21 protein-coding genes are annotated in these 19,610 nt (G+C 64.4%); 15 read left to right on the top strand and 6 right to left on the bottom strand.

Features of this window, described 5'->3' with window-relative positions; translation table 11 throughout:
- Positions 1-2: 2 nt before the first annotated feature.
- The 12 genes from ACYVL5_RS17585 to ACYVL5_RS17530 all read left to right on the top strand — a co-directional run bounded on the left by ACYVL5_RS17585 (position 3) and on the right by ACYVL5_RS17530 (position 10,428).
- Positions 3-2,207, top strand: a complete 2,205-nt coding sequence (locus tag ACYVL5_RS17585; RefSeq protein WP_460596880.1) for a molybdopterin-dependent oxidoreductase — start codon at positions 3-5, stop codon at positions 2,205-2,207.
- Complete coding sequence (locus ACYVL5_RS17580; RefSeq protein ID WP_460596879.1) at positions 2,200-2,760, top strand: 4Fe-4S dicluster domain-containing protein; 561 nt, start codon at positions 2,200-2,202, stop codon at positions 2,758-2,760. The genes ACYVL5_RS17585 and ACYVL5_RS17580 overlap by 8 nt, the downstream gene beginning before the upstream one ends.
- An 11-nt stretch (positions 2,761-2,771) precedes the next feature.
- Positions 2,772-3,740, top strand: a complete 969-nt coding sequence (gene nrfD / locus ACYVL5_RS17575; protein ID WP_460596878.1) for an NrfD/PsrC family molybdoenzyme membrane anchor subunit — start codon at positions 2,772-2,774, stop codon at positions 3,738-3,740.
- Positions 3,741-3,787: 47 nt separating this feature from the next.
- The gene (locus ACYVL5_RS17570) at positions 3,788-4,018 is read left to right on the top strand and encodes a hypothetical protein (RefSeq protein WP_460596877.1); all 231 of its coding nucleotides are present in this window, start codon (positions 3,788-3,790) and stop codon (positions 4,016-4,018) included.
- Positions 4,019-4,290: 272 nt separating this feature from the next.
- Positions 4,291-6,114, top strand: coding sequence for a selenite/tellurite reduction operon c-type cytochrome ExtM (extM, locus tag ACYVL5_RS17565; protein WP_460596900.1), 1,824 nt, complete (start codon positions 4,291-4,293; stop codon positions 6,112-6,114).
- Positions 6,068-7,300 carry a selenite/tellurite reduction operon b-type cytochrome iron-sulfur cluster-binding subunit ExtO gene (extO, locus tag ACYVL5_RS17560; RefSeq protein ID WP_460596876.1) on the top strand — a complete coding sequence of 411 codons (1,233 nt, stop codon included), beginning with the start codon at positions 6,068-6,070 and terminating at the stop codon, positions 7,298-7,300. Before extM ends, extO begins: the two co-directional genes overlap by 47 nt.
- Positions 7,255-7,653: a QcrA and Rieske domain-containing protein gene (locus ACYVL5_RS17555; RefSeq protein ID WP_460596875.1), complete on the top strand. Its 399-nt coding sequence runs from the start codon at positions 7,255-7,257 to the stop codon at positions 7,651-7,653. The genes extO and ACYVL5_RS17555 overlap by 46 nt, the downstream gene beginning before the upstream one ends.
- Positions 7,650-8,270: a cytochrome b N-terminal domain-containing protein gene (locus ACYVL5_RS17550; RefSeq protein WP_460596874.1), complete on the top strand. Its 621-nt coding sequence runs from the start codon at positions 7,650-7,652 to the stop codon at positions 8,268-8,270. The genes ACYVL5_RS17555 and ACYVL5_RS17550 overlap by 4 nt, the downstream gene beginning before the upstream one ends.
- Positions 8,267-8,683: a selenite/tellurite reduction operon b-type cytochrome membrane protein ExtQ gene (gene extQ, locus ACYVL5_RS17545; RefSeq protein ID WP_460596873.1), complete on the top strand. Its 417-nt coding sequence runs from the start codon at positions 8,267-8,269 to the stop codon at positions 8,681-8,683. The genes ACYVL5_RS17550 and extQ overlap by 4 nt, the downstream gene beginning before the upstream one ends.
- A complete protein-coding gene (extS, locus tag ACYVL5_RS17540) occupies positions 8,659-9,465 on the top strand; it encodes a selenite/tellurite reduction operon c-type cytochrome lipoprotein ExtS (protein WP_460596872.1) in 807 nt (268 codons plus the stop codon). The genes extQ and extS overlap by 25 nt, the downstream gene beginning before the upstream one ends.
- Before the next feature lie 238 nt (positions 9,466-9,703).
- Positions 9,704-9,913: a SelT/SelW/SelH family protein gene (locus ACYVL5_RS17535; protein ID WP_460596871.1), complete on the top strand. Its 210-nt coding sequence runs from the start codon at positions 9,704-9,706 to the stop codon at positions 9,911-9,913.
- Positions 9,910-10,428: a GSU3529 family protein gene (locus ACYVL5_RS17530; RefSeq protein ID WP_460596870.1), complete on the top strand. Its 519-nt coding sequence runs from the start codon at positions 9,910-9,912 to the stop codon at positions 10,426-10,428. The genes ACYVL5_RS17535 and ACYVL5_RS17530 overlap by 4 nt, the downstream gene beginning before the upstream one ends.
- A gap of 68 nt (positions 10,429-10,496) precedes the next feature.
- Here the strand turns inward: ACYVL5_RS17530 and ACYVL5_RS17525 are convergent, their stop codons facing one another.
- Positions 10,497-11,387, bottom strand: a complete 891-nt coding sequence (locus ACYVL5_RS17525) for a homocysteine S-methyltransferase family protein (RefSeq protein WP_460596869.1) — start codon at positions 11,385-11,387, stop codon at positions 10,497-10,499.
- A gap of 358 nt (positions 11,388-11,745) precedes the next feature.
- On the opposite strand from ACYVL5_RS17525, the gene ACYVL5_RS17520 reads away from it, so the two are divergent.
- Positions 11,746-12,345 (top strand): L,D-transpeptidase family protein, encoded by a 600-nt coding sequence (locus tag ACYVL5_RS17520; protein WP_460596899.1) that lies wholly within the window; start codon positions 11,746-11,748, stop codon positions 12,343-12,345.
- Positions 12,346-12,355: 10 nt separating this feature from the next.
- Here the strand turns inward: ACYVL5_RS17520 and ACYVL5_RS17515 are convergent, their stop codons facing one another.
- The 4 genes from ACYVL5_RS17515 to ACYVL5_RS17500 form a co-directional block, all read right to left on the bottom strand.
- On the bottom strand, positions 12,356-13,573 hold the full coding sequence (locus tag ACYVL5_RS17515; protein ID WP_460596868.1) for a molybdopterin molybdotransferase MoeA: 1,218 nt from the start codon (positions 13,571-13,573) through the stop codon (positions 12,356-12,358).
- A 57-nt stretch (positions 13,574-13,630) separates the two neighbouring features.
- The gene (locus ACYVL5_RS17510) at positions 13,631-13,978 is read right to left on the bottom strand and encodes a winged helix-turn-helix domain-containing protein (RefSeq protein WP_460596867.1); all 348 of its coding nucleotides are present in this window, start codon (positions 13,976-13,978) and stop codon (positions 13,631-13,633) included.
- On the bottom strand, positions 13,975-14,571 hold the full coding sequence (mobA, locus tag ACYVL5_RS17505) for a molybdenum cofactor guanylyltransferase (RefSeq protein ID WP_460596866.1): 597 nt from the start codon (positions 14,569-14,571) through the stop codon (positions 13,975-13,977). Before mobA ends, ACYVL5_RS17510 begins: the two co-directional genes overlap by 4 nt.
- Before the next feature lie 96 nt (positions 14,572-14,667).
- Positions 14,668-16,425: a cytochrome c3 family protein gene (locus ACYVL5_RS17500; RefSeq protein WP_460596865.1), complete on the bottom strand. Its 1,758-nt coding sequence runs from the start codon at positions 16,423-16,425 to the stop codon at positions 14,668-14,670.
- A 419-nt stretch (positions 16,426-16,844) separates the two neighbouring features.
- Between ACYVL5_RS17500 and ACYVL5_RS17495 the strand changes: the two genes are divergently transcribed.
- Positions 16,845-17,297: a DNA-binding protein gene (locus ACYVL5_RS17495; protein ID WP_460596864.1), complete on the top strand. Its 453-nt coding sequence runs from the start codon at positions 16,845-16,847 to the stop codon at positions 17,295-17,297.
- A gap of 25 nt (positions 17,298-17,322) precedes the next feature.
- The gene (locus ACYVL5_RS17490) at positions 17,323-18,999 is read left to right on the top strand and encodes an FAD-dependent oxidoreductase (RefSeq protein WP_460596863.1); all 1,677 of its coding nucleotides are present in this window, start codon (positions 17,323-17,325) and stop codon (positions 18,997-18,999) included.
- Positions 19,000-19,285: 286 nt separating this feature from the next.
- On the opposite strand, the gene ACYVL5_RS17485 is transcribed toward ACYVL5_RS17490, so the two are convergent.
- Positions 19,286-19,582, bottom strand: a complete 297-nt coding sequence (locus ACYVL5_RS17485; protein ID WP_460596862.1) for a helix-turn-helix domain-containing protein — start codon at positions 19,580-19,582, stop codon at positions 19,286-19,288.
- Positions 19,583-19,610 lie beyond the last annotated feature (28 nt).

Genomic DNA, 19,610 nt, shown 5'->3' with positions numbered 1-19,610 from the left:
ACGTGACGAAATCAATTTCACGTAGATCGTTTCTAAAGATTACCGGAGGGACCACGGCCGGCCTTTCGCTGGCCGCCACCCTCCCCGACCGCTTCCTGCTCTGGGCCGAGGAGCAGGGGATGCTCAAGGCGACCTACACCCCGACCTTCTGCGAGATCTGCTTCTGGAAGTGCGGCGTGATGGCCAAGGTCATCAACGGCCGGGTGGTCAAGCTGGAAGGAAACCTGGCCCACGCCGGCTCCCGCGGCAAGCTCTGCGGCAGGGGTAACGGCGGGGCGGGCCTTCTCTACGACCCCAACCGCCTGAAGACCCCGCTCATCAACGTGGGGGCCCGCGGGGAAGGGAAGTACCGCAAGGCCTCCTGGGACGAGGCGCTCAACGTGGTCGCCGAGAAGATGACCAAGATCAAAGAGAAGTACGGCCCCGAGTCGATGGCGCTCTTCACCCACGGCACCCCGACCGACCATTTCCTCCCGCTCATCCAGGCCTACGGCTCCCCCAACGTCGGGATGCCCTCCTTCGCCCAGTGCCGCGGCCCCCGCGACGTGGGGCTGGAGCTCACCTACGGCGAGGGGATCGGCTCCCCCGAGCGGGTCGATCTGGCCAACAGCAAGGTGGTGGTGCTCCTGGGGTCGCACCTGGGTGAGAACATGCACAACTCCCAGGTGCAGGACTTCTGCGACGGGATCGCCCGGGGCGCCAAGCTCGTGGTGGTCGACCCCCGCTTCTCGGTGGCGGCCGGCAAGGCCCACACCTGGCTCCCGATCCGCCCGGCCACCGACCTCGCCCTGGTCCTGGCCTGGATCAACGTGATCATCTCCGAGGGGCTCTACGACAAGGCGTACATCGACAGCTACGCGGTCGGCTTCGGCGAGCTGGCCGCCGCGGTCAAGGAGTACACCCCCGACTGGGCCGCCGCGGAGACCGACATCCCGGCCGGCAAGATCATCGAGACCGCGCGGCTGATGGCCAAAAACGCCCCCGCCGTCTGCGTTCACCCGGGGCGCCACGCCACCTGGCACGGCGACGACGTCCAGCGCTCGCGCGCCATCGGCATCCTCGCCGCCCTGCTCGGCTCATGGGGAAGGGAAGGGGGGCTCTACCTGGCCACCACCGCCTCCTTCCCGAAGGGTGAGTCCAAGCCGTTCCCGACTCCCGCCCGCGACGCGCTGAACCTCGGCAACTATCCCTTCGCCGGCGGCGAGGGGGTCACCCAGGTCATCCGTACCTCGACCATCACCGGCAACCCCTATCCCATCAAGGGGTGGATGGTGACCGGCACCAACCTCATGAAGGCGGTCCCCAACCAGAAGGAGACCATCGAGGCGATCAAGAAGCTCGACCTCCTCGTGGTGGTGGACGTGATGCCGTTCGACACCGCCATGATGGCCGACGTGATCCTCCCCGAATGCTCCTACCTCGAGCGCCACGACGCCCTGGCGGTCGGCAAGGGGAAATCGCTCACCGTCTCGCTGCGCCAGCCGGTGGTCGAGCCCCGCTTCGAGTCCAAGCCGGGTTGGTGGATCGCCAAGGAGCTCGGCAAGCGCCTGGGGCTCGCCGAGTACTTCCCCTGGAACACCCTGGAGGACAAGATCAAGAGCCAGTGCGCCGCCTGGGGGATCAACTACAACGAGCTCAAGCAAAAGGGGAGCATCACGGTTCCCAACACCGCCAATCCGTACATCACCCCGCTCAACCAGCCGACCTTCAAGACCAAGTCCGGCAAGATCGAGCTCGCCAGCAGCGAATTGAAAGAGAAGGGGTTCGACGCGGTGCCGCGCTACACCAAGCACCCGCAGCCTTCGGCCGGCGAGTTCCGCCTGATCTACGGCCGAAGCCCCGTCCACACCTTCAGCCGGACCACCAACAACCCGGAGCTCAGCGAGCTCTACCCCGAGAACGAGGTCTGGATCAACGCCAAGAAGGCCGCCGAGCTCGGCATCCGCCACGGCGCCAAGGTGCGGCTCACCAACCAGGATGGTGTGGAGAGTAACGCCGTCAAGGCCAAGGTGACCGAGCGTATCCGCGAGGACTGCGTCTACCTCGTGCACGGTTTCGGCACCAACAGCAAGGAGCTCTCCCGGGCCTTCGCCCGCGGGGCGGACGACCAGGGGCTCATCACCCGCTTCTCGGTCGATCCCATCTGCGGTTCGACCGGCATGAGGGTGAACTTCGTCCGGATCAAGAAGGAGGGATTAGATGCCTAAGTACGCCATGGTAATCGATCAACGCCGCTGCGTCGCGTGCATGGCGTGCGTGGTAGCCTGCAAGAAGGAAAACGAGGTGCCGCTTGGGGACTTCAGGACCCGCGTGGTGGAGAAGACCGAGGGGACCTTCCCGCAGCTGAGGATGGAGCTTCGCTCGGAGCTCTGCAACCACTGCGACAATCCCCCCTGCGTCTACAACTGCCCGACCGGCGCCTCCTACAAGAACAAGGATAACGGGATGGTGCTCCTCAAGAAGTACCGCTGCGTCGGCTGCAAGTCGTGCGTGGCCGCCTGCCCGTACGACGCCCGCTACATCAACGAGGAGAAGGGCTTCGCCGACAAATGCACCTTCTGCGAGCACCGCGTGAAGGAAGGGAAGGAGCCGGCCTGCGTGGCGACCTGCATCGGGAAGTCCCGCATCTTCGGCGACCTGGAGGACCCCAAGAGCGCGGTCAGCATCGCCCTGCGTGAGAACCACTCCGAGGTCCTTTTGGCCAGCGCGGGGACCAAGCCGCGCGTCTTCTACATCAAGAAATTCGGCAAGCCGGAATAGGAGCCTTAGTTATGGAACTTACCGTCACGGGAGCAAACGCTATCACCTCGCCCCATCTCCACGTCTGGGACTGGCGGGTGTCCTTGTACCTTTTCCTGGGGGGACTTTCCGCCGGCCTGGCGATCATGACCTCCATCCTGCACGTGAGAAAGGGTGGAAAACTCGCCGAAGGGGAGATCGCCGCGGTGACCGCCCCGATCTTCGTCCCCCTCATTCTGAGCATCGGGATGTTCTTCATTTTTCTCGACCTCGAGCGAAAGTTGAACGTCTTCTGGTTCTACCTGACCGTGCAGCCCCTCTCCCCGATGTCCTGGGGCTCGTGGGGGCTTCTGGTCTTCTACCCGGTCTGCATCCTCTATGCGCTGGCCATGCTCCCCGAGAAATACCGGCCAAAACTGGTGCTGCCGTTTCTGATCAACCTCTCCGAGCGGCTCTACGCCTACCGCCTCCAACTGGCGGCCTGCAACTTCGGCATGGGGATCTTCATCGGCGTCTACACCGGGGTGCTCTTGAGCTCCTTCGTGGCGCGTCCGCTCTGGAACTCCGCCATTTTGCCGGTGCTCTTTCTCACCTCGGCCATGTCGGCCGGGGCGGCCTTCATGATCATGATCGCCAAGGAGAAGAAGGTGAAGCTCTTCTTCACCAAGGTCGACATCTGGCTCATCCTGGCGGAAATGGTGCTCCTCCCCCTGTTTTTCTACGGGCAGTACACTTCCTCCGGAGCACACCGTGAGTCGATCATGCCGTTTTTTACTTTCAACCACGATTACTTCTGGTATGGTTTGGGATTGTTACTGTTGGTGGTGATCCTTCCCGTCGCCATGGTACTGAAGTTTCTCGAGGTCCAGGAAGACCACGGGGAGGAATTGACTCCGGTGGCCTTGATGAAGATGAATCTGAGCGCGCTGCTGGTATTACTGGGGGGACTCATCATCCGTTTCTCCTTCGTCTATGCCGGTCAGCTGAGTCACCTGTCCTAGCCTTGTCCGGCCAGACCGGGCATTATTTCAACAAAAGGAGAGTACGCATGAAAAGATTGGCAACCGTTGTCCTGGCAGCACTGATGACCCTGAGCTTCGCAGCCGTCGTGATGGCAGAGGAGATGAAAACGGAGACCGCTCCGGCCGCCGAGAAGAAGGAAGTGAAGAAAGAGAAGAAAGAGAAGAAAGAGAAGAAGGCTGCCAAGAAGAAGGCTGCTAAGAAAGAGAAGAAAGAAGAGGCTCCGGCCAAGAAGAAAAAAGAGGCTGCGGGCTGCTAATCCTGCCGGCTTTCCGGGGGGCATGGGCTCATGCCCCCCTTTTTTATGTATCCCATCGCCCGTCGATGGGAGGGTAGGAAAGTCAGTATCCCCTCTCCCCCAAGGGGGCGAGGGGATGAGGTAAGAGGGCCTCGCCCACTCGCGGCTTTCTGCGGAGAGGGTGGGGCTTGCAGTGGAACGGGAGTACCGTGTCGGAAGAGGGGCCCACAATTTCAAGCTGCGCCGGGTTTGGCCGCGACCTCCCCTGGCGGGGCGAGCGCAAGGCGGCGTACCTGGTGCTGTTGGCGGTCGCCATCGGCGCCCTCCTTTTTTCCGGGTGCCGGCCCGCCGCCGATTCCGGCTGCCTGTCGTGCCACCGGGGGATCGAGACCGCCTCCGCAAGCCACCACGGCTGCACTGCCTGCCACGGCGGAGAGGGGGGCGCGGCCGACAAAAGCACCGCCCACCGCGGCCTTTTGGGAGGGAATAACCCTTCGGACCCGGAGAGCTGGGAGGCCGGCTGCGGCCGCTGCCACCGCTATCAGCTCGAACGGGTCAAGTCGACCATCATGCAGACCAACGCCGGCATGATCCGCAATATCCAGCTCACCTGGGAGGGGGAGGACGGGAAACGCTACGCCACCGACGGGGGAAAATTCTTCTCTCCGGAGGGGAAGGCCTTCGAGGCCGCCCCGGTGGCCGATCTCGACAACCTCTCCGGCGAGCTCTACCGGAAGTTCTGCTCCCGCTGCCATATCGGGAGCTCCAACAAACAAAGCTACGGCGCCGTGCATGCCTCCGGGTGCGCGGCCTGCCACTTCTCCTGGAACGACGAGGGGACGTACCTCGGGGGCGACCTCACCGTGCGCGGCAAGGGGGGGCACGCGGCGAGCCACAAGATGGAACCCCTTCCCGGGATGCAGAGCTGCACGCGCTGCCACAGCCGCAGCGGCCGCATCGGCTACCTCTACCAGGGGCTCTACGACGGCAACAACAGCCTGGTCCCCACTACCCGCGGGGAGGCGGGGCCGGTGGCGGCCAGCGGTCTTCGCTCGCTCACCCACATCGCCCCCGACGTCCACTTCGCCGCCGGGCTCGAGTGCATCGACTGCCACACCTCCCGCGACACCATGGGGGACGGCTACGCCTACCGGAACATGTACCGCCAGACCGAGATCTCCTGCGAGGACTGCCACGGCTCCGGCGACTCCCCCCCCCGCTTTCGCCCGATCGTGCGCGAGAACGAGGAGCCGCTCAGGGAGTCGCGCTCCTACCGCAGGCCCGCCGTGATGGGGATGCGGATGGTATTGACCGCCAAGGGGCGGAGCTACTCCAACGTCTTCGTGCGCGACGGATCGGTCTGGCTGCAGGAAAAGCGGAGCGGCAAGCTGCACAAAAGCCCGCTCATCACCGGCACCCCCGAGCACCGGATCGCCGGCCACCGGCGGCTCGAGTGCTACAGTTGCCACTCCCGTACCTCGATCCAGTGCTTCGGGTGCCACACCACCTACGACAAGCGCGAGAAGGGTGAGGACCCGGTAACCGGCGAGGAGAGCCCGGGCGTCTTCAGGGAGAGCGAGGACTACCGGATGCTCTATCCCTTCCCGCTGGCCCTGAACCAGCGGGGGCGGATCTCGCCGGTCACCCCCGGCTGCCAGACCTTCGTCACCGTCACCGAGCCGGACGGGACCAATTCCAGGACCGAGTACGTCTCGCGCTTCAAGGGGAGCCAGCAGCTCCGTTTCGCCCCCTTCTATTCGCACAACACCGGCAAGAAGGCGATCGGCTGCGCGGAGTGCCACGCGAACCCCGCCTTCTTGGGCTTCGGCCAGCACGTGATGGAGGGGAACAGCATCCGGGGCACCATGATCTGCGAGCGCTCGGACGACAAGCCCCTCGACGGCTTTCTCCTCATGGAGAGGGGGAGGGTGAAGGCCTACTCGGCCATCACCCGGGAGAACGGGCGCCCCTTGAACACGGCCGAGGTGAAAAGGACCCTCTCGGTCAACCTCTGCCTTCCCTGCCATGGGAAGGGAAACGACCCGATCTACCGGAAAGGATTGAACTACCGTGCGCTGGACGATACTATCCACCGTCGCCTGCTTTCTGGCCGTTAGCCTGGCTGCCGCGGCGTGGGCGGGCCCCGGCGCGGCGAAGAGGTTGCCGCCCCACCGGGCGCTTTCCTGCACCGCCTGCCACAGCCGGGGAGGAAGCTTCAGCGACCCCGCCTCGAAGGCGAACGGCGCCGCCGGCTGCGTCGGCTGCCATCAGGGCTACCAGGCGATCTTCGCCTCCGCCATGGGGAGACGGGACGGGGAGCGGAGGTTCGTCGAGCGGAGCTGGGGGAAGATGGATCGCCGGTTCTGGGAGAAGAACTGCACCTCCTGCCATCTCACCGGGTGCCTCGATTGCCACGGCGCCCCCCACGCCATCTCGCTTCCCAAGAGCTCCGACTGCCAGCTCTGCCACAAGGGGTACTACACCGGGTGGGACTACTCGGGGAGGGCGCCGCGCGAGGACAACATGCGCTACCAGCGGGGAATCGCGGTCAACGGCGAGACCTTCGTCAAGATGATCCCCGACGTCCATTACCGGGCCGGCATGACCTGCGGAGCCTGCCACGGGATGCGGAGCCTCCTGCCGGGAGGCGCCCCCCGCGGCTGCCGCGACTGTCACCGCCCCTCTCCCAAGGTCCTCGAGCACCGGATCGCCGCCCACATGGAGCGCCTGGAGTGCTACGCCTGCCACTCCGCCTGGGGCGCCCAGGAGTACGGGACCTTCATGCTCCGCTTCCGCGATCCCGCCCTCAAGGAGGGATTCGACCTGAAGCCCGGGCCGAACGCCGAGTACCTGCGGAGCAGTTACCTGAAGAAGCAGGACGCTCCCCCCTTGGGGATCAACAGCCGGGGGAGGATCTCGCCCATCCGCCCCGAGTTCATCGCCTACTACACCGACGTCGCCATCGCCCGCCAGGGTGGCGGGGAGAACCTTCTCCTGGCGGCGGAGTGGCGGGCCTTTTTTCCCCACACCGTGCAACGGGGAACGGCGGGGTGCGAGGCGTGCCACGACAACCCGCGCCGCTTCCTCCTGGAGCCCCCCGAGGACCGGATCTATTCCCTCACCCGCGACGGGATGGGGCTTGCGTCCTTCTGGAGTCAGGACGGGCAGCGGATGGTCAACGGCAGTTTCCTTCCCGCGGCACGCTACGGCCGGATGAACGCCAAGGGGCCGGACTACAAAAGGATGTACGTCGAAAAATGGAAGAAGTTTCTCGGCAACGCAGGCGGTTCCTCGCCAAGATAATCGCCCTCCTGGTCGGGCTTCCGCTCCTTTGGCGCTACCTGGTCCCGGCCGGGGCAGGGAAGGGGAAGGTGCTGGTGCGCGCCCGCAAGTCGGACGTTCCCGAACGGGGGGCGCTGGTCTTTCGCGAGGAACGGGTGGCGCTGGTCCGCTCGGCCGGCGACTTCTACGGCCTGAGCCTCGTCTGCACCCACTTGGGGTGCACCGTCAACGTGACCGCCGACCGGCTCTCCTGCCCCTGCCACGGCAGCGAATTCGACCGCTTCGGCAAGGTGGTGAAGGGGCCGGCCACCGCGCCCTTGAAACGTTTGAAACTGGAGCTGCGGGGTGACGACATCGAGGTGATGGAAGGGTGATACGCGATTTCCTCAAACATCTGTTTCCGCGGGTGGTCGTCGAGCGCAACCTGCGTATCAGCTACACCTTCTGCCTGGGGGGGCTTGCCTTCACCGCGCTCATGCTGATGGCCGCCACCGGGCTGCTCCTTCTTTTGTACTACCAGCCGACCCCGGAGCGCGCCTTCCCCTCCATCCTCTTCCTGGAGTCCCGGGTCTTCGGCGGCGCCTACCTGCGGAGCCTGCACCGGCTCACATCGCACCTTTTGCTGGTACTGCTGTTTTTACACACCCTGCGGGTGGTCTTGACCGGCGCCTACCAGCGCCCCCGGCAGCTCAACTGGGTGATCGGCTCCCTGCTCCTCGGGCTCTGCGTCTTCGAGGGGTACACCGGCTATCTCCTCCCCTTCGACCAGCTCGCCTACTGGGCCACCCAGACCGGCATGGAGCTATTGGGGGCGGTCCCCTTCGGCGGAGTGATCCGGCAGGTTCTGGTGCCCGACGGGGTGGGGCAGCCGCTTTCCCTTTTGCGGTTCTACGCCCTGCACGTGGCGCTCATCCCCTTGACCCTGCTGATTCTCTGCTTCCTCCATTTCTACCGGGTCAGGAAGAACAAGGGGGTGCTGCCGTACCTATGAAAAAGGGATTCGTCAAAAGCTCGCCGCACTTCTTCCGCCCGGTCGGGCGCGCGCTCTTTCTCTGCGTGGCGCTCCTGGCCGTCTTGGCGGCCTTCATCCCGGCGCCCCTTCAGGAGGCGGCCGATCCGGCCCACACCCCCAATCCGGTCAAGGCCGCCTGGTTCCTCCTCTGGATCCAGGAGCTGGTCAGCCACTCCCGGCTGATGATCTACCCGGTGCTGGGCGGGGCGCTCTTCTTCCTGTTTCTCCCCTGGCTACCTGGGCAGTTGCGGGTCAACCGGGCGCAGTGGTTTGCCCGGGAGCTTCGCTGGATCAACCTGGCGACCGTGGCGGTCTTTGCCGGCATCGTCCTCCTCACCGTGGTCGCCCTTTACTTCAGGGGGGAGAATTGGTCGCTCTCTTTTCCCGGCTAGCGCTCCTCCTGTTGGTCCTGGCGCCGACCCTGGCGAAAGCGGCCGCGGGGAGGGAGCTCTGTCTTTCCTGCCACCAGCCCCACTACCGGGAGCGGGGGAGCTGCACCTCCTGCCATCGGGGCAATCCCGCCGCCCTGCGGAAAAATGTCGCCCATCACCTGCTGATTCCCGGGAAGTATCTCTGGTACACGGTGGGGAAGGGGGATGCCCTGGCGGGCGGGGAACGGCTGATGGAACGCTTCGCCTGCCGCCGTTGCCACGTCTCCGGGGGGCGGGGAAACCACCTCGCCACACCGCTCGACGCCGTGATGAGAAGCCGCGAGGCCTCAGCCGTGGTGGCCGCCATCCGTACCCCGGCCCTGGGGATGCCTGATTTTAGGCTCACCGACCGCGAACTCAACCCGCTCGTCAACGCGCTCTACGCCGGGAGTGCCCGGGCGGCGACGACGGCCAAGGAGCCGCCGGTCTCGGTCCATTTCGCCGACCGGGCGGGGAGGGCGCAGGACGTCTTCAGCCGGAAGTGCGGCTCCTGCCACCGGATGCTGACCTCGCGCCTGGGGCTTTTGGGAAGCGGCGAGATCGGCCCCAACCTCTCCGGGCTTCTGACACCCTGGTATCCGCCGACCTTCCGGGGGAGCGAGCGGTGGAATGCGGAGCGTCTTTTCAGGTGGGTGGAGAATCCGCGCCGGATCGCGCCCGAGGCGCGCATGCAGCCGATACCGCTCACCGCCGAGGAGCGCCGGGAGCTCAAGCGGCTGTTCAATCTCCCCTCGCCCCTTTAGGGGAGAGGGGCGGGGGTGAGGGAGGTTTTAAAATCTGCCCTCACCCGGCCTTCGGCCACCCTCTCCCCCAATGGGGGCGAGGGTATAGAAAGAAAGGCCATCTCCCCTCTCCCCCAAGGGGGGCGAGGGTATAGAAAAAAGGCCATTTCCCCTCTTCCTTTTGGGCGAGGTTATTCAAATGGAGGAAGCAGCAATGACCCTGAAAGTAAGGATCCAGTATTGCCCGACCTGAAACCTGATGACTGCGGCGGCCGGTCTGGCCCGCGCAATCCAGCAGACGGGATGGGATGTCATCGTCGAGTTCGATAAAGAGGCGGAGTGGGGCGCCTTCGATGTGTATATCGGCCAGGAGCGGGTCTTCTGCCGCCAGGAGAAAGGGAGAGTCCCGGATGCTTCCGAAATCCTGCCGATGCTGGAGGCGCGGCTCTCGGGCGGGGAGGGAAAATGACCGCCGATCTCTTCGACGAGCTGCGCGCCGTCGCCCTCCAACAGAGCGAGCAGGGGGATTTCCCTTCCTGGCTACTGCCGGACGTCCTGGCCATTGCCGACGGGAGGGAGGTTTACGGCGACCAGACCGCACTGATTGCCGAGCTGATAGCCCAGATCAAGGATTACGACCCGTATGCCGGTGCCGGTTGCTTCGGCGAATCGGTCGGCGCCGGCACCATCGAAACCACCGTCCGCAAGATACGCTCGTGCCGCCGCGAGTCAGCGGACAATGCCGTTAGCTGCGAACTTTTGGAGTGCTGCCAGTTTTTCAACGACAGCATGAAGGAGCTCCCCAAGGCGGCGGAGTACATAAAGTCGAAGTTGTGCCACGGCGACTTCCCCTCCTGCCCGCGGTACCGGATTTTCAAGGACTACCACGGCCAGGACTTCCCCCCCTACCTGAACCCGATGGACATCGACGAGGTGGCCAAGGCGCTTCGTTGCCTCGAAAAGAGAAAGGGGGCAAAGCCTTAGGCCCTGCCCCCCAAACTTCCTTTCCCCTCTGATGGTTCGCGGCCTGCTTGGCGACGGCCGTAGCGGCGTTACCGCCCGGCAGGCTGCAACCGCTTGGCCAGGGCCCGCAGATGGCGGCCATCGGTCCCGCAGCATCCTCCCAGTATCTTAAGCCCCAATTCCGCGCCGACGGCGGCCACCGATCGGCCGAAGGACTCCGGATCCTCCTCCACAAGCTCCGCGGCGTTGTCGAGCTCTTCGGGAGTGAGCGCCGCGGTATTGGCGAGCAGGCCGATCATCCGGCGTCGGACCTCCGGCGACGAGTTGGTCTCATCGAGCAGCGCGGCCCTGGCAAAGGAGGCGTGGGTGCAGTTGATCATGTACCCATCCGGCTGGCGGTCGACCGCCGCGTCGATGGCGGCGACGGCCTCCCGTAGCGGGGTCCCGTCCAAAAGCGTTCCGGCGGGGCGGGCCACGAAACTGACCACGTACGGCTTTCCGGTGGCGGCCAGGGCCATCGCCAGTCCGGTGGCCTCGCTCAAGGCGGGGAGCGTCGCCGCGAGGAGGAAGTCCACCGGGGTCTTCGCCAGCTTTTCCGCCTGCCAGGCATGGTACTTCCTCGCCTCGTCCACCGTGAGCGCTTCGGAGGGATGGTAGGCGTCCCCCTTGCAACTCATCAATCCGCAGATGAGCACCTGTTCGCCATACCCGCCGTAGCTGTTACGTAACCCGTCCAGGAATGCGGCGTTGTCGCCATTGAGATCGCGCCCTTCGAGACCGGCGGCGGTGATCCGCTCGCGGCTCGCCCGCCAGGTGGGGGTGGACATGAGGAGCGGCAGCCCGAACTGGCAGCCGATGTCCAGGTAGTCGCGGCAGATCTCCTCCAGCGCCCTCCTCGTGTCATCCCGATAGATGAACGCCGAGTTGACGACGAAGGGATCGAGCTCGATCCCCTCTGCGCGCCGCAGCCGCTCTATCACGGCTCCCTCCCCCAAGACACAAGGGACTCTATCCAGCAATTCGGTTAAGGTTCCCACCGTTTATGTACCTCCTCTCATCCTCACCCTTTTGCCATAAAAGTCGTAGGATTGCCAATTATTTGCTATTGTGGCTTGTCTGCCGCAGTTACAGATTAGCAGGGATTCGGTCGCCGAGAGAATAGATCGGCATGAAGCTCCCGGCCGGTTGAGGTGGAAATTGAAGAATAGAAAGATCCTTCAGATACTCTTGCTGCTGACCTTGGTGACCGTCACCGGGTGTGCCGCCATTACCAGTCGATCTGTGCCTGGATCAAGAGGTGCTGCGGCCGTAGATGAGATCGTGGGGCGTTTGGACCGTGTGGCTCCCGGATCGGGCCAGGTGGTGCTGGTGACCGGTGGCGGGGAGCCCGCTTCCTACGCCCTGGCCATCGGGCTGGAGAAGGGGGATGGGGCGTGGCGGGTGGCGGTGCCGCCGATCGAGGCCGTGATCGGCAGCGGCGGGTTCGCGGAGCCGGGAAAGAAGAGGGAAGGGGATATGAGGACCCCGAGCGGGGTGTTTTCGCTGGAGAGGACCTTCGGCTATCAGCCTTCCATCGACTCGAGGATGTCCTACCGGCAGGTCACCGGGGAGGACGTCTGGGTGGATGACGTCAACGCGGACGACTACAACCGGCCAGCCAAAAAAGGGGAGACCAGGGCGCGCTCCTTCGAGAAGCTCAAGCTGCGTAACGACCTGTATCGCTACCTGCTGGTGGTGGAGTACAACACCCGGCCGGTGGTGAAGGGGATGGGGAGCGCGATCTTCTTCCACACCTGGGCGGGCCCCGGGGTCGCCACTTCCGGGTGCATCGCCATGCCCCAGGAGCAGCTGGTGAGGCTTCTACGGTGGCTCGATCCCGAGAAGAGGCCGGTCGCGGTGATGGGGACCGAGCGGGTACTGGCGACTTTCGGGAGGTGAGACAAGCCCGTTACAGGCTTGCCTCTTTGCCCATTTCAAACCCGCGGTCCAGCAGCATGATGTCCACCTTTTCGCCGGCGGAGAGCTTCGCGTCGGGGGGGAGGAGGATCAGTCCGTTCCCCTGGGTGAGGGAGGAAAGACGGCCGGAACTCTGGTTGCCGGTGGTCGAGACGAGGTAGCGGTTTCCCTCCACCGAGACGATGCCGCGAACCAGGTGGGGACGCTTTCCCTTGTTGGAGGTCGCCTCGAGCAGCTCGGCCTGGATGCGGGGGCGGAAGATCCTGTCGTGCCCCATGGCCTTCAGGATCGAGGGGCGCACGAAGAGCTCGAAGGAGACCACGGCGGCGACCGGGTTCCCCGGGAGCGCGAAGACCGGCTTGCCGTCCAGCATGGCGAAGGCCAGCGGTTTCCCCGGCTTCATGTTGACCTTCCAGAAGGTGATCTCCCCCCCCAGTTTCTCGATGGCGAGTTTCACGAAGTCCCGGTCCCCCACCGACACCCCGCCGGTGATGACCACCATGTCGGCGTTCAGCCCCGACCTGATCTTCTCGCAGGTCCCCTCCAGGGTGTCCGGCGCGATGCCGAGCATCAGCGGCTCGCCCCCCGCATCCAGCACCTGGGCTCCCAGGCTGTAGCTGTTACTGTTGATGATCTTTCCCGGAAGTGGGGTGGAGCCCGGCTCGAGGAGCTCATCGCCGGTGGAGAGGATGGCGACCCGGGCGCGGCGGTAGACGGCGAGCGACGAGGTCCCCATGGCGGAGAGCATGCCGATCTCCTGCGGGCGGATCAGCGATCCCGCCGGGATGACTTTTTCCCCCTCCGTGATGTCCTCGCCCCGCTTGCGGACATGGGCGCCTTTCTTGGCTTCGGCCGCAACGTGGATCAGGTCTCCGTCCTCGCGGACGTCCTCGACCGGAACCACGGTGTCGCAACCGGGGGGAACCGGCGCCCCGGTCATGATCTTGATCGCCTCCCCCGGCGCGACCGGAGTGGAGCGATACTCCCCGGCCGGGAGGAAGCCGGTGACCCGGAGCCGGTCGCCTTCCATGGTGTCGTAGCTGAAGGCGAAGCCGTCCATGGCCGAATTGTCCGCCGGGGGGATGTCCCAGGGGGCGATGTGGTCCACCGTGGTTACGCGATTGAGCCCGCTGAAGAGCGAGACCCGTTCCGTTTCCAGCAGGGAGATCGATGCCAGTATGCTTCGTTGCGCTTCTTCGATGGTGACCATGAGTGTCCTCGATGACGTATGGTTTTTTTAGTGAATGAGAGGGGCTCCTACCTCTGGCTACGGAAAGATCTCCCTGAACTTGGCGTCGATCATCTCGCGGACCCCCTGTTGGAGCTGGGCGAACCTGTCGAGGAGGTCCACCGCCTGCGGCGTGAGGGTCGATACCCCACCTCCCGATCCCCCCTTGACCCTGTCCACCAGCGCGAACCCGAGCCGCTTCTCCATCGCGTCCACGTAGGTCCAAGCCTTGCGGTACGGTATCCCCATCTCCTTGGCGGCGGCGTTCATCGAACCGGTCTTCCCGATCAGGCGCAGGAGTTCTTCGCGCCCCTGGCCGAAAACCGGTTGGCCTTCCACCTCCAGCCAGATTTTCGATCGGACGTGAGGTGCGGTTGCCGTGGTCATGATTCTCCTCCTATCTCCAGGAGTTCCTCCGGAGTGTTGACGTTGACGAAGGCATTTTGGTCGGGGTCGAGGGACGCCAGCTCCAGGTACGGAACGCTCAGGAGCCGGATCTTCGGAAAGTAGGTGTATGCGCAGTAATCGCCGGTGGCGATCTGTTCCTTGATGGGATCCAGGCAACGCTTGGAATAGAGGGCGAACAGGGGCTCGTAGCCGTGCTCGCGGCAGGGGACCACCGCGTCGTATCCCCCCCTCGCCGCGCAGAGATGGCGGACGATGGCCCCGTTGGGGAAGGGGAGATCGCAGGAGGCGAGGAAGATGTACTCGGTCTCGGCATGGACGAGCCCGGTGTAGAGCCCCCCCAGCGAGCTGCCGGGATAGATGTCCGGCACCACCGGCAGTCCGTGTTCATCGAACCGCTCGGCCCGGTCACCTACCAGCAGCACCCGGGTGAAACAGTCCTGAAAGAGCTCGATGGTCCTGTCGATGAGCGTCTTTCCCCCGACCCGCAGGAAGGCCTTGTCCCTCCCCATGCGGCGGCTCTTTCCGCCCACCAGGATGATCCCCGTTATGTCGTCGAACCTGGTTCCCTGCATGATCTCTGCTCCCGTTTGTCCTGCCGTTCAGGCCTTATACCAAATCTGCATAACGATAGCAAGGGGCGTTTGCAGGGCGAGGACGGGGTACCCGATTCAACGATGGATGATGCGCCCTTTATCCACTACCGATCCCTTGAGGTACAGCTTTTCGGCGGCTTCCCAGCCGGCAATGACCGGGAGGGAAAAGTCCCCCTTGATGGCCCAGGCGTCTTTCAGGTAGAACCAGGGTGCCAGGCTGGAAAGCCGGTATCCCTGGGCCACGTCGATCTTCTCGTCGGCCCGGATCCCCTTGATGAATAGCCCGTCCCGGTTGGCGACCACGGTGTGCCTCCCGTTGAAGGGGAAGGCTCCGGCGTCGCTGAACTCCCAGGCGATCTCCTGGAGCTGCTGCCCCTCCTTCGTGTGGCAGGAGGCGCAGGGGCGGCTTTTGCCGTACTTGTGGGAGAGCTTGTCCATCTGGATCCAGAGCAGCGCCTTGTTCCCCTCGGGAAGCCCATCCACCAGGCCGACGTATCCCCAGGCGTCGTCGGTCCGCTGAAGGTCGGGCAAGCCGGCCGGGTAGCGCCAGTGGAGGCCAGGTTCCAGGCGGGAGCTCTTCTGGTTGAGGACCGCCATGGGGAACGGCTTGACCGGAATCCAGCGGCCGCGCTGGTCCCTGAGGAGGATCGGCTCCTTCATGATCCCGTAGTAGTCCTTGTACTTGAAATAGGGGGTGTCGTACCCGGCGAGTTTGCCGGGCCCCCAGAAGGTCGCCTGATACCCGCCGACGTTGGTGATGTGGCACGCCTCGCAGGAGAGCTTGCGGTGCAGCGAGACGCCGAGAGTGGCCACCGCCTCGGGATGGCACTTCTCGCACCGGGCCTGCCGTTTGAAGGTGGCGTGTTCGAGACTCCTGTCGTCCCTGCTCCCCTGGTGACAGTCGAGACACCCGACCTTGGCCTTGGCGTGCGGGTCGGGGGGCATCCCCTCCGGATGGGAGTAGGGGCCGCCGAAGTACCCGGCACCGCGGCGCCGGTCCTCCGGGCCGCCGTGGCAGAGCGCGCCGCGTCCTCCCCCATAGCAGCTGTCGGGGGGCGGGATCCGCACGAAGGTGTGCATCCCCTTGCCGGGAGTGCCGCTGGCCGCTTCGGGGCGGTAGTGGCAGTCGAGACACCCTACGTGGCAGCCGTTGCAGGTCCGCTGGTTGAGATCGCTGAGCTCCCGGGTGAAGGGGACCGCGGTGTTGCCGGCGATGGCGCGGTAGTTGCCTGCCGACCAGACGCCGCAGTTGTGAGGGCCGTGCCGGGGATCGTCCCAGCTCCCGTACTGGCTCTGTTTGGCGTTTCTCCCCATGGGGCTTCGCTTGAACTGCTCGAACTCTTCGTGGTGGCATTTACCGCAGGTTTTTTCCATCACGTCGAAATCCTGGGAGAGGGTGTCGCTCCTCTTGTCCTGGGCGAGGAGGGCGGTCACCGCCGGATCTACCACCTTGCGCCCTTCCTTTTCCATCATCGGCTTCAGGCGCAGCACCGGGTCTCCGCTTTTCTCCAGCGGGAACTTGCGGGCTACCGTTTCCGCCCGCAGCCCCTTCTTCATGACCAGACGCCACCGTCCCATCCCCCGGTGCGCCTCCTCGCGGTCCGCCTTGGCGGGATCCCCCAGGTGGCAATCGGAGCAGCCGGCAGACATCCCGCTTTGTTCTTCTACCTCGGCCTCGGTCACCGTGAAGTGCGGGAAGCCGAAGGAGGCCATTCTCTCGGCGCTGCCGTGACAATCAAGGCAACTGTCAGGACGCGGCTCTTTGCAGTCACTGGTCGCCGGCAGGCACAGAAGAAGGGTAACGGCTGCCACTACTCCTACTGATCGAATCATCTGCCGTTTCACCATGGTTGATCTCCTGTGACTGATTGGCCGGTACAGCTAGGCGCGCTCTTATAATCATTTGTGGCAAAGGGTGCGCCGGGAAATTAGGAGAAGTCCTTCCGTTAGACACTATGAGAAAGGATAACGTCTTGTCGAGCCACCGCAACGGCGGCTCCGCGTACTTCGTAGGGTGGGCAGCCCTCTGCCCACCACTTCTTTGGCCGATCATTCTTTCTGCCACCATCCTGACGGACCGGCGTGGGCGGGGGGTGCCCACCCTACTCGGCTGTCGGACCCGCTATCCCTGCCGGCCAAGCGTTAAACTGGCGCGCTGAACTGTTCTTATGGTTGACATATGGAATCTTGAATATATAATGCTAAAATGTGCCCGGGTCGGGCCCTATTCCAGCAGCGCAAAGGAGGTCAATATGTACAGGATCGTTGGACTCTTCGCAGCAGTGCTGATGTTGGTAGCTTCGACTGCGTACGCAGGACCGGGACGGGGGTGGCAAGGGAGCGGTGGCTGGGGGATGCAGGGAGCCTTTGGCAGGCTGTACAACCCTGCGACCGTGGAAACCGTTGCCGGCAAGGTCACCGTCGTGAACCGGATCGCGCCCATGAGAGGGATGGGGGCGGGTGTCCATATCGACGTGGACACCGGCAAGGAGACGGTCTCCGTTCACCTGGGGCCAGCCTGGTTCATCGACCGGCAGGACACCAGGATCGAAAAGGGCGACCAGGTGGAAGTGAAAGGTTCGCGGGTGACCATTGCGGGCAAACCGGCCATCATCGCCGCCCAGGTGACGAAGGGCGACCAGTTGCTGAAGCTGCGTGACGATAACGGCGTGCCGGTCTGGAGTGGGTGGAGACGAGGCCAGTAGTCAGGGCAAGACAAAGGAGAAAGTGATGAAGCTTAGAGTTGTCGTTATCGGCGCTAACGCGGCAGGGGCCAAGGCCGCCTCCAAGGCGAAGAGGGTCAATCCGCAGGCCGAAGTCATCGTCATCGACCGGGGGAGCTTCATCTCCTACGGTGCATGCGGTATCCCCTACTACATCTCCGACACCGTTGCCCATCTCGATGAACTGATGAGCACCCCGGTCGGCGTCATCCGCGACGGGAACTTCTTCAAGAAGGTGAAAGGGGTGGAAGTCCGGACGAGCACCGAGTTGACCGGCATCGACCGGGCGAAGAAGATCGTGCAGCTCCACGACCTCGCCTCCGGGGACCGGTACGAACTGGGCTACGACCGGCTGGTGATCGCCACCGGAAGCTCCCCCATCGTTCCGCGGCTCGATAACGTCACCCTCGGCAACATCTTCACGGTGAAAAGCCTGGAGCAGGCGGAGGCTGTGAAGGAGAGCGCCTCCGCCGACGCCACGGCCTGCATCGTTGGCGGGGGCCTCATCGGTCTGGAGACCGCGGAAGCCCTGCGGCAAAAGGGGATGGAGGTCACCCTGGTCGAGATGCGTGACCAGCTCCTCCCGGGGGTGCTGGACCGCGAGATCGCCTTCCTGGTGGAACGGGAGCTCAGGCAGCAAGGTATCACCGTTCTCACCGGATCAGCCGTTTCCGGCTTTGCCGGCAGCGAAAAGGTGGAAAAGGTCCTGGTCGGCGGGAAGGAGATCCCGGCGAGCCTCGTCATCCTCGCTCCGGGGGTGACCCCCAACGTCGAGGCGGCCAGAAACGCCGGCATCACCATCGGCGCAACCGGTGCCATAGCCGTCGACGCCATGCAGCGCACCAACGATCCCGATATCTACGCCTGCGGCGACTGCTGCGAGGCTACCCACATCGTCTCCGGCAAGCCCTCCTACATCCCCTTGGGGAGCACGGCCAACAAGCAGGGGCGCGTGGCGGGGATCAACGCGGCCGGCGGCGAAGCCACCTTCGCGGGGGTAGCCGGAACCAGCATCCTCCGGGCCTTCCGTATCAACGCCGGGAAGACCGGCCTGACCGAGACGGAAGCCCGCGCCTGCGGATACGACGTCGAGACCGTCATCTCCCCGGCCCCCGACCGCGCCCACTTCTTCCCGGGCGCCAAGCCGATCGTGCTGAAGATGGTGGCCGACCGTGCGACCGGCCGGGTGCTCGGCCTCCAGGCTGCGGGCGAAGGGGCGGTGGACAAGCGCCTCGATGCCGCGGCGACCGCCATCACCTTCCGGGCCACCGCCGAGCAGGTCTCCCAGCTCGACCTGGCCTACGCCCCGCCCTTTGCCGCGGCCATGGACAACCTCATCGTCGCGGCCGACATCATGAAGAACAAGCTGGCGGGCCACGCCCGCGGCATCTCCGCGCAGGAGGTGAAGCGCAAACTCGACGATGGCCACGACTTCATCCTCCTCGACGTCCGCTCCCCCGCCGAGCACGCCGAGGTCGGCATCGAGGGGGCGAAGCTGGTCCCCCTCGGCATGCTGCGGGAAAAAGCGGCCGAACTTCCCAAGGACAAGGAGATCGTGGCCTTCTGCAAGATCAGCCTGAGAGGGTACGAGGCGCAGAAGATCCTGGATGCGGCAGGGTTCTCCGACACCAAGTTCATGGACGGCGGGATCCTCGCCTGGCCGTACGCGCTGAGGAGAGGGTAAGCGTTCATTCCTCCTTCGGACCGGGTGGGCACGGGGTGCCCACCCTACGGTACCGGGGGAGGGAAATGATGTCGGCGGGACAGCGCCCGGCATGGACGGGAGAGCAGAAAAAACTGGAGGCCAAGCTCATCCGGATCGTTCCGGTAGGCTTGGCCTCTTTTTTTGCCGATTAACGATGAGCTTCCGCCGTGAGGATGGGGCCCTCGTTCCGGCTACTTTACCCTATCCTCACCCCTCCCCTCTCCTTGAAGGAGAGGGAGAGTTGGTCCCCGCGGAAGGTGGTCGCTCAGCGCTTTGCAGTACGGTTCGCCGCCTCGGACTTCTCTTTCAGCAAAACTTTTAGCAGGGCGTCGCGGCGTTCTACTTCGTATTCTAGTTCCGCGATTCGATCTCGCAATTGCGATGTCAGTTCCTGGTGGAGTTCGACCGGTAGCCGATAGAGTCTCATTAGATCATCCATCTTGAAGAGATACCCGGAAGGTACCTTCTCTGCAGGAAGCTTCTGATTGTCTATGTGGTTGTAGAGCGTTCTTCTGGCAACTCCGAAGAGCTTTGAAGCAGCGGTGACTCCGATCATCTCCATTTTCCCACCAGCCTTTCCTATTCTGGCC

This window comes from Geomonas sp. Red276, assembly GCF_054784495.1.
Note: the sequence above shows the minus strand (reverse complement) of the source record. Positions and strands in the feature narration are given on the sequence as shown.

Coding starts and splice junctions, on each gene's coding strand:
- ACYVL5_RS17580 (WP_460596879.1), top strand. CDS start 2,200: ATGCCTAAGTACGCCATGGTAATCGATCAACGCCGCTGCGTCGCGTGC.
- nrfD (WP_460596878.1), top strand. CDS start 2,772: ATGGAACTTACCGTCACGGGAGCAAACGCTATCACCTCGCCCCATCTC.
- ACYVL5_RS17570 (WP_460596877.1), top strand. CDS start 3,788: ATGAAAAGATTGGCAACCGTTGTCCTGGCAGCACTGATGACCCTGAGC.
- ACYVL5_RS17555 (WP_460596875.1), top strand. CDS start 7,255: ATGGAAGAAGTTTCTCGGCAACGCAGGCGGTTCCTCGCCAAGATAATC.
- extQ (WP_460596873.1), top strand. CDS start 8,267: ATGAAAAAGGGATTCGTCAAAAGCTCGCCGCACTTCTTCCGCCCGGTC.
- ACYVL5_RS17535 (WP_460596871.1), top strand. CDS start 9,704: ATGACTGCGGCGGCCGGTCTGGCCCGCGCAATCCAGCAGACGGGATGG.
- ACYVL5_RS17530 (WP_460596870.1), top strand. CDS start 9,910: ATGACCGCCGATCTCTTCGACGAGCTGCGCGCCGTCGCCCTCCAACAG.
- ACYVL5_RS17515 (WP_460596868.1), bottom strand. CDS start 13,573: ATGGTCACCATCGAAGAAGCGCAACGAAGCATACTGGCATCGATCTCC.
- ACYVL5_RS17510 (WP_460596867.1), bottom strand. CDS start 13,978: ATGACCACGGCAACCGCACCTCACGTCCGATCGAAAATCTGGCTGGAG.
- mobA (WP_460596866.1), bottom strand. CDS start 14,571: ATGCAGGGAACCAGGTTCGACGACATAACGGGGATCATCCTGGTGGGC.
- ACYVL5_RS17500 (WP_460596865.1), bottom strand. CDS start 16,425: ATGATTCGATCAGTAGGAGTAGTGGCAGCCGTTACCCTTCTTCTGTGC.
- ACYVL5_RS17495 (WP_460596864.1), top strand. CDS start 16,845: ATGTACAGGATCGTTGGACTCTTCGCAGCAGTGCTGATGTTGGTAGCT.
- ACYVL5_RS17490 (WP_460596863.1), top strand. CDS start 17,323: ATGAAGCTTAGAGTTGTCGTTATCGGCGCTAACGCGGCAGGGGCCAAG.
- ACYVL5_RS17485 (WP_460596862.1), bottom strand. CDS start 19,582: ATGGAGATGATCGGAGTCACCGCTGCTTCAAAGCTCTTCGGAGTTGCC.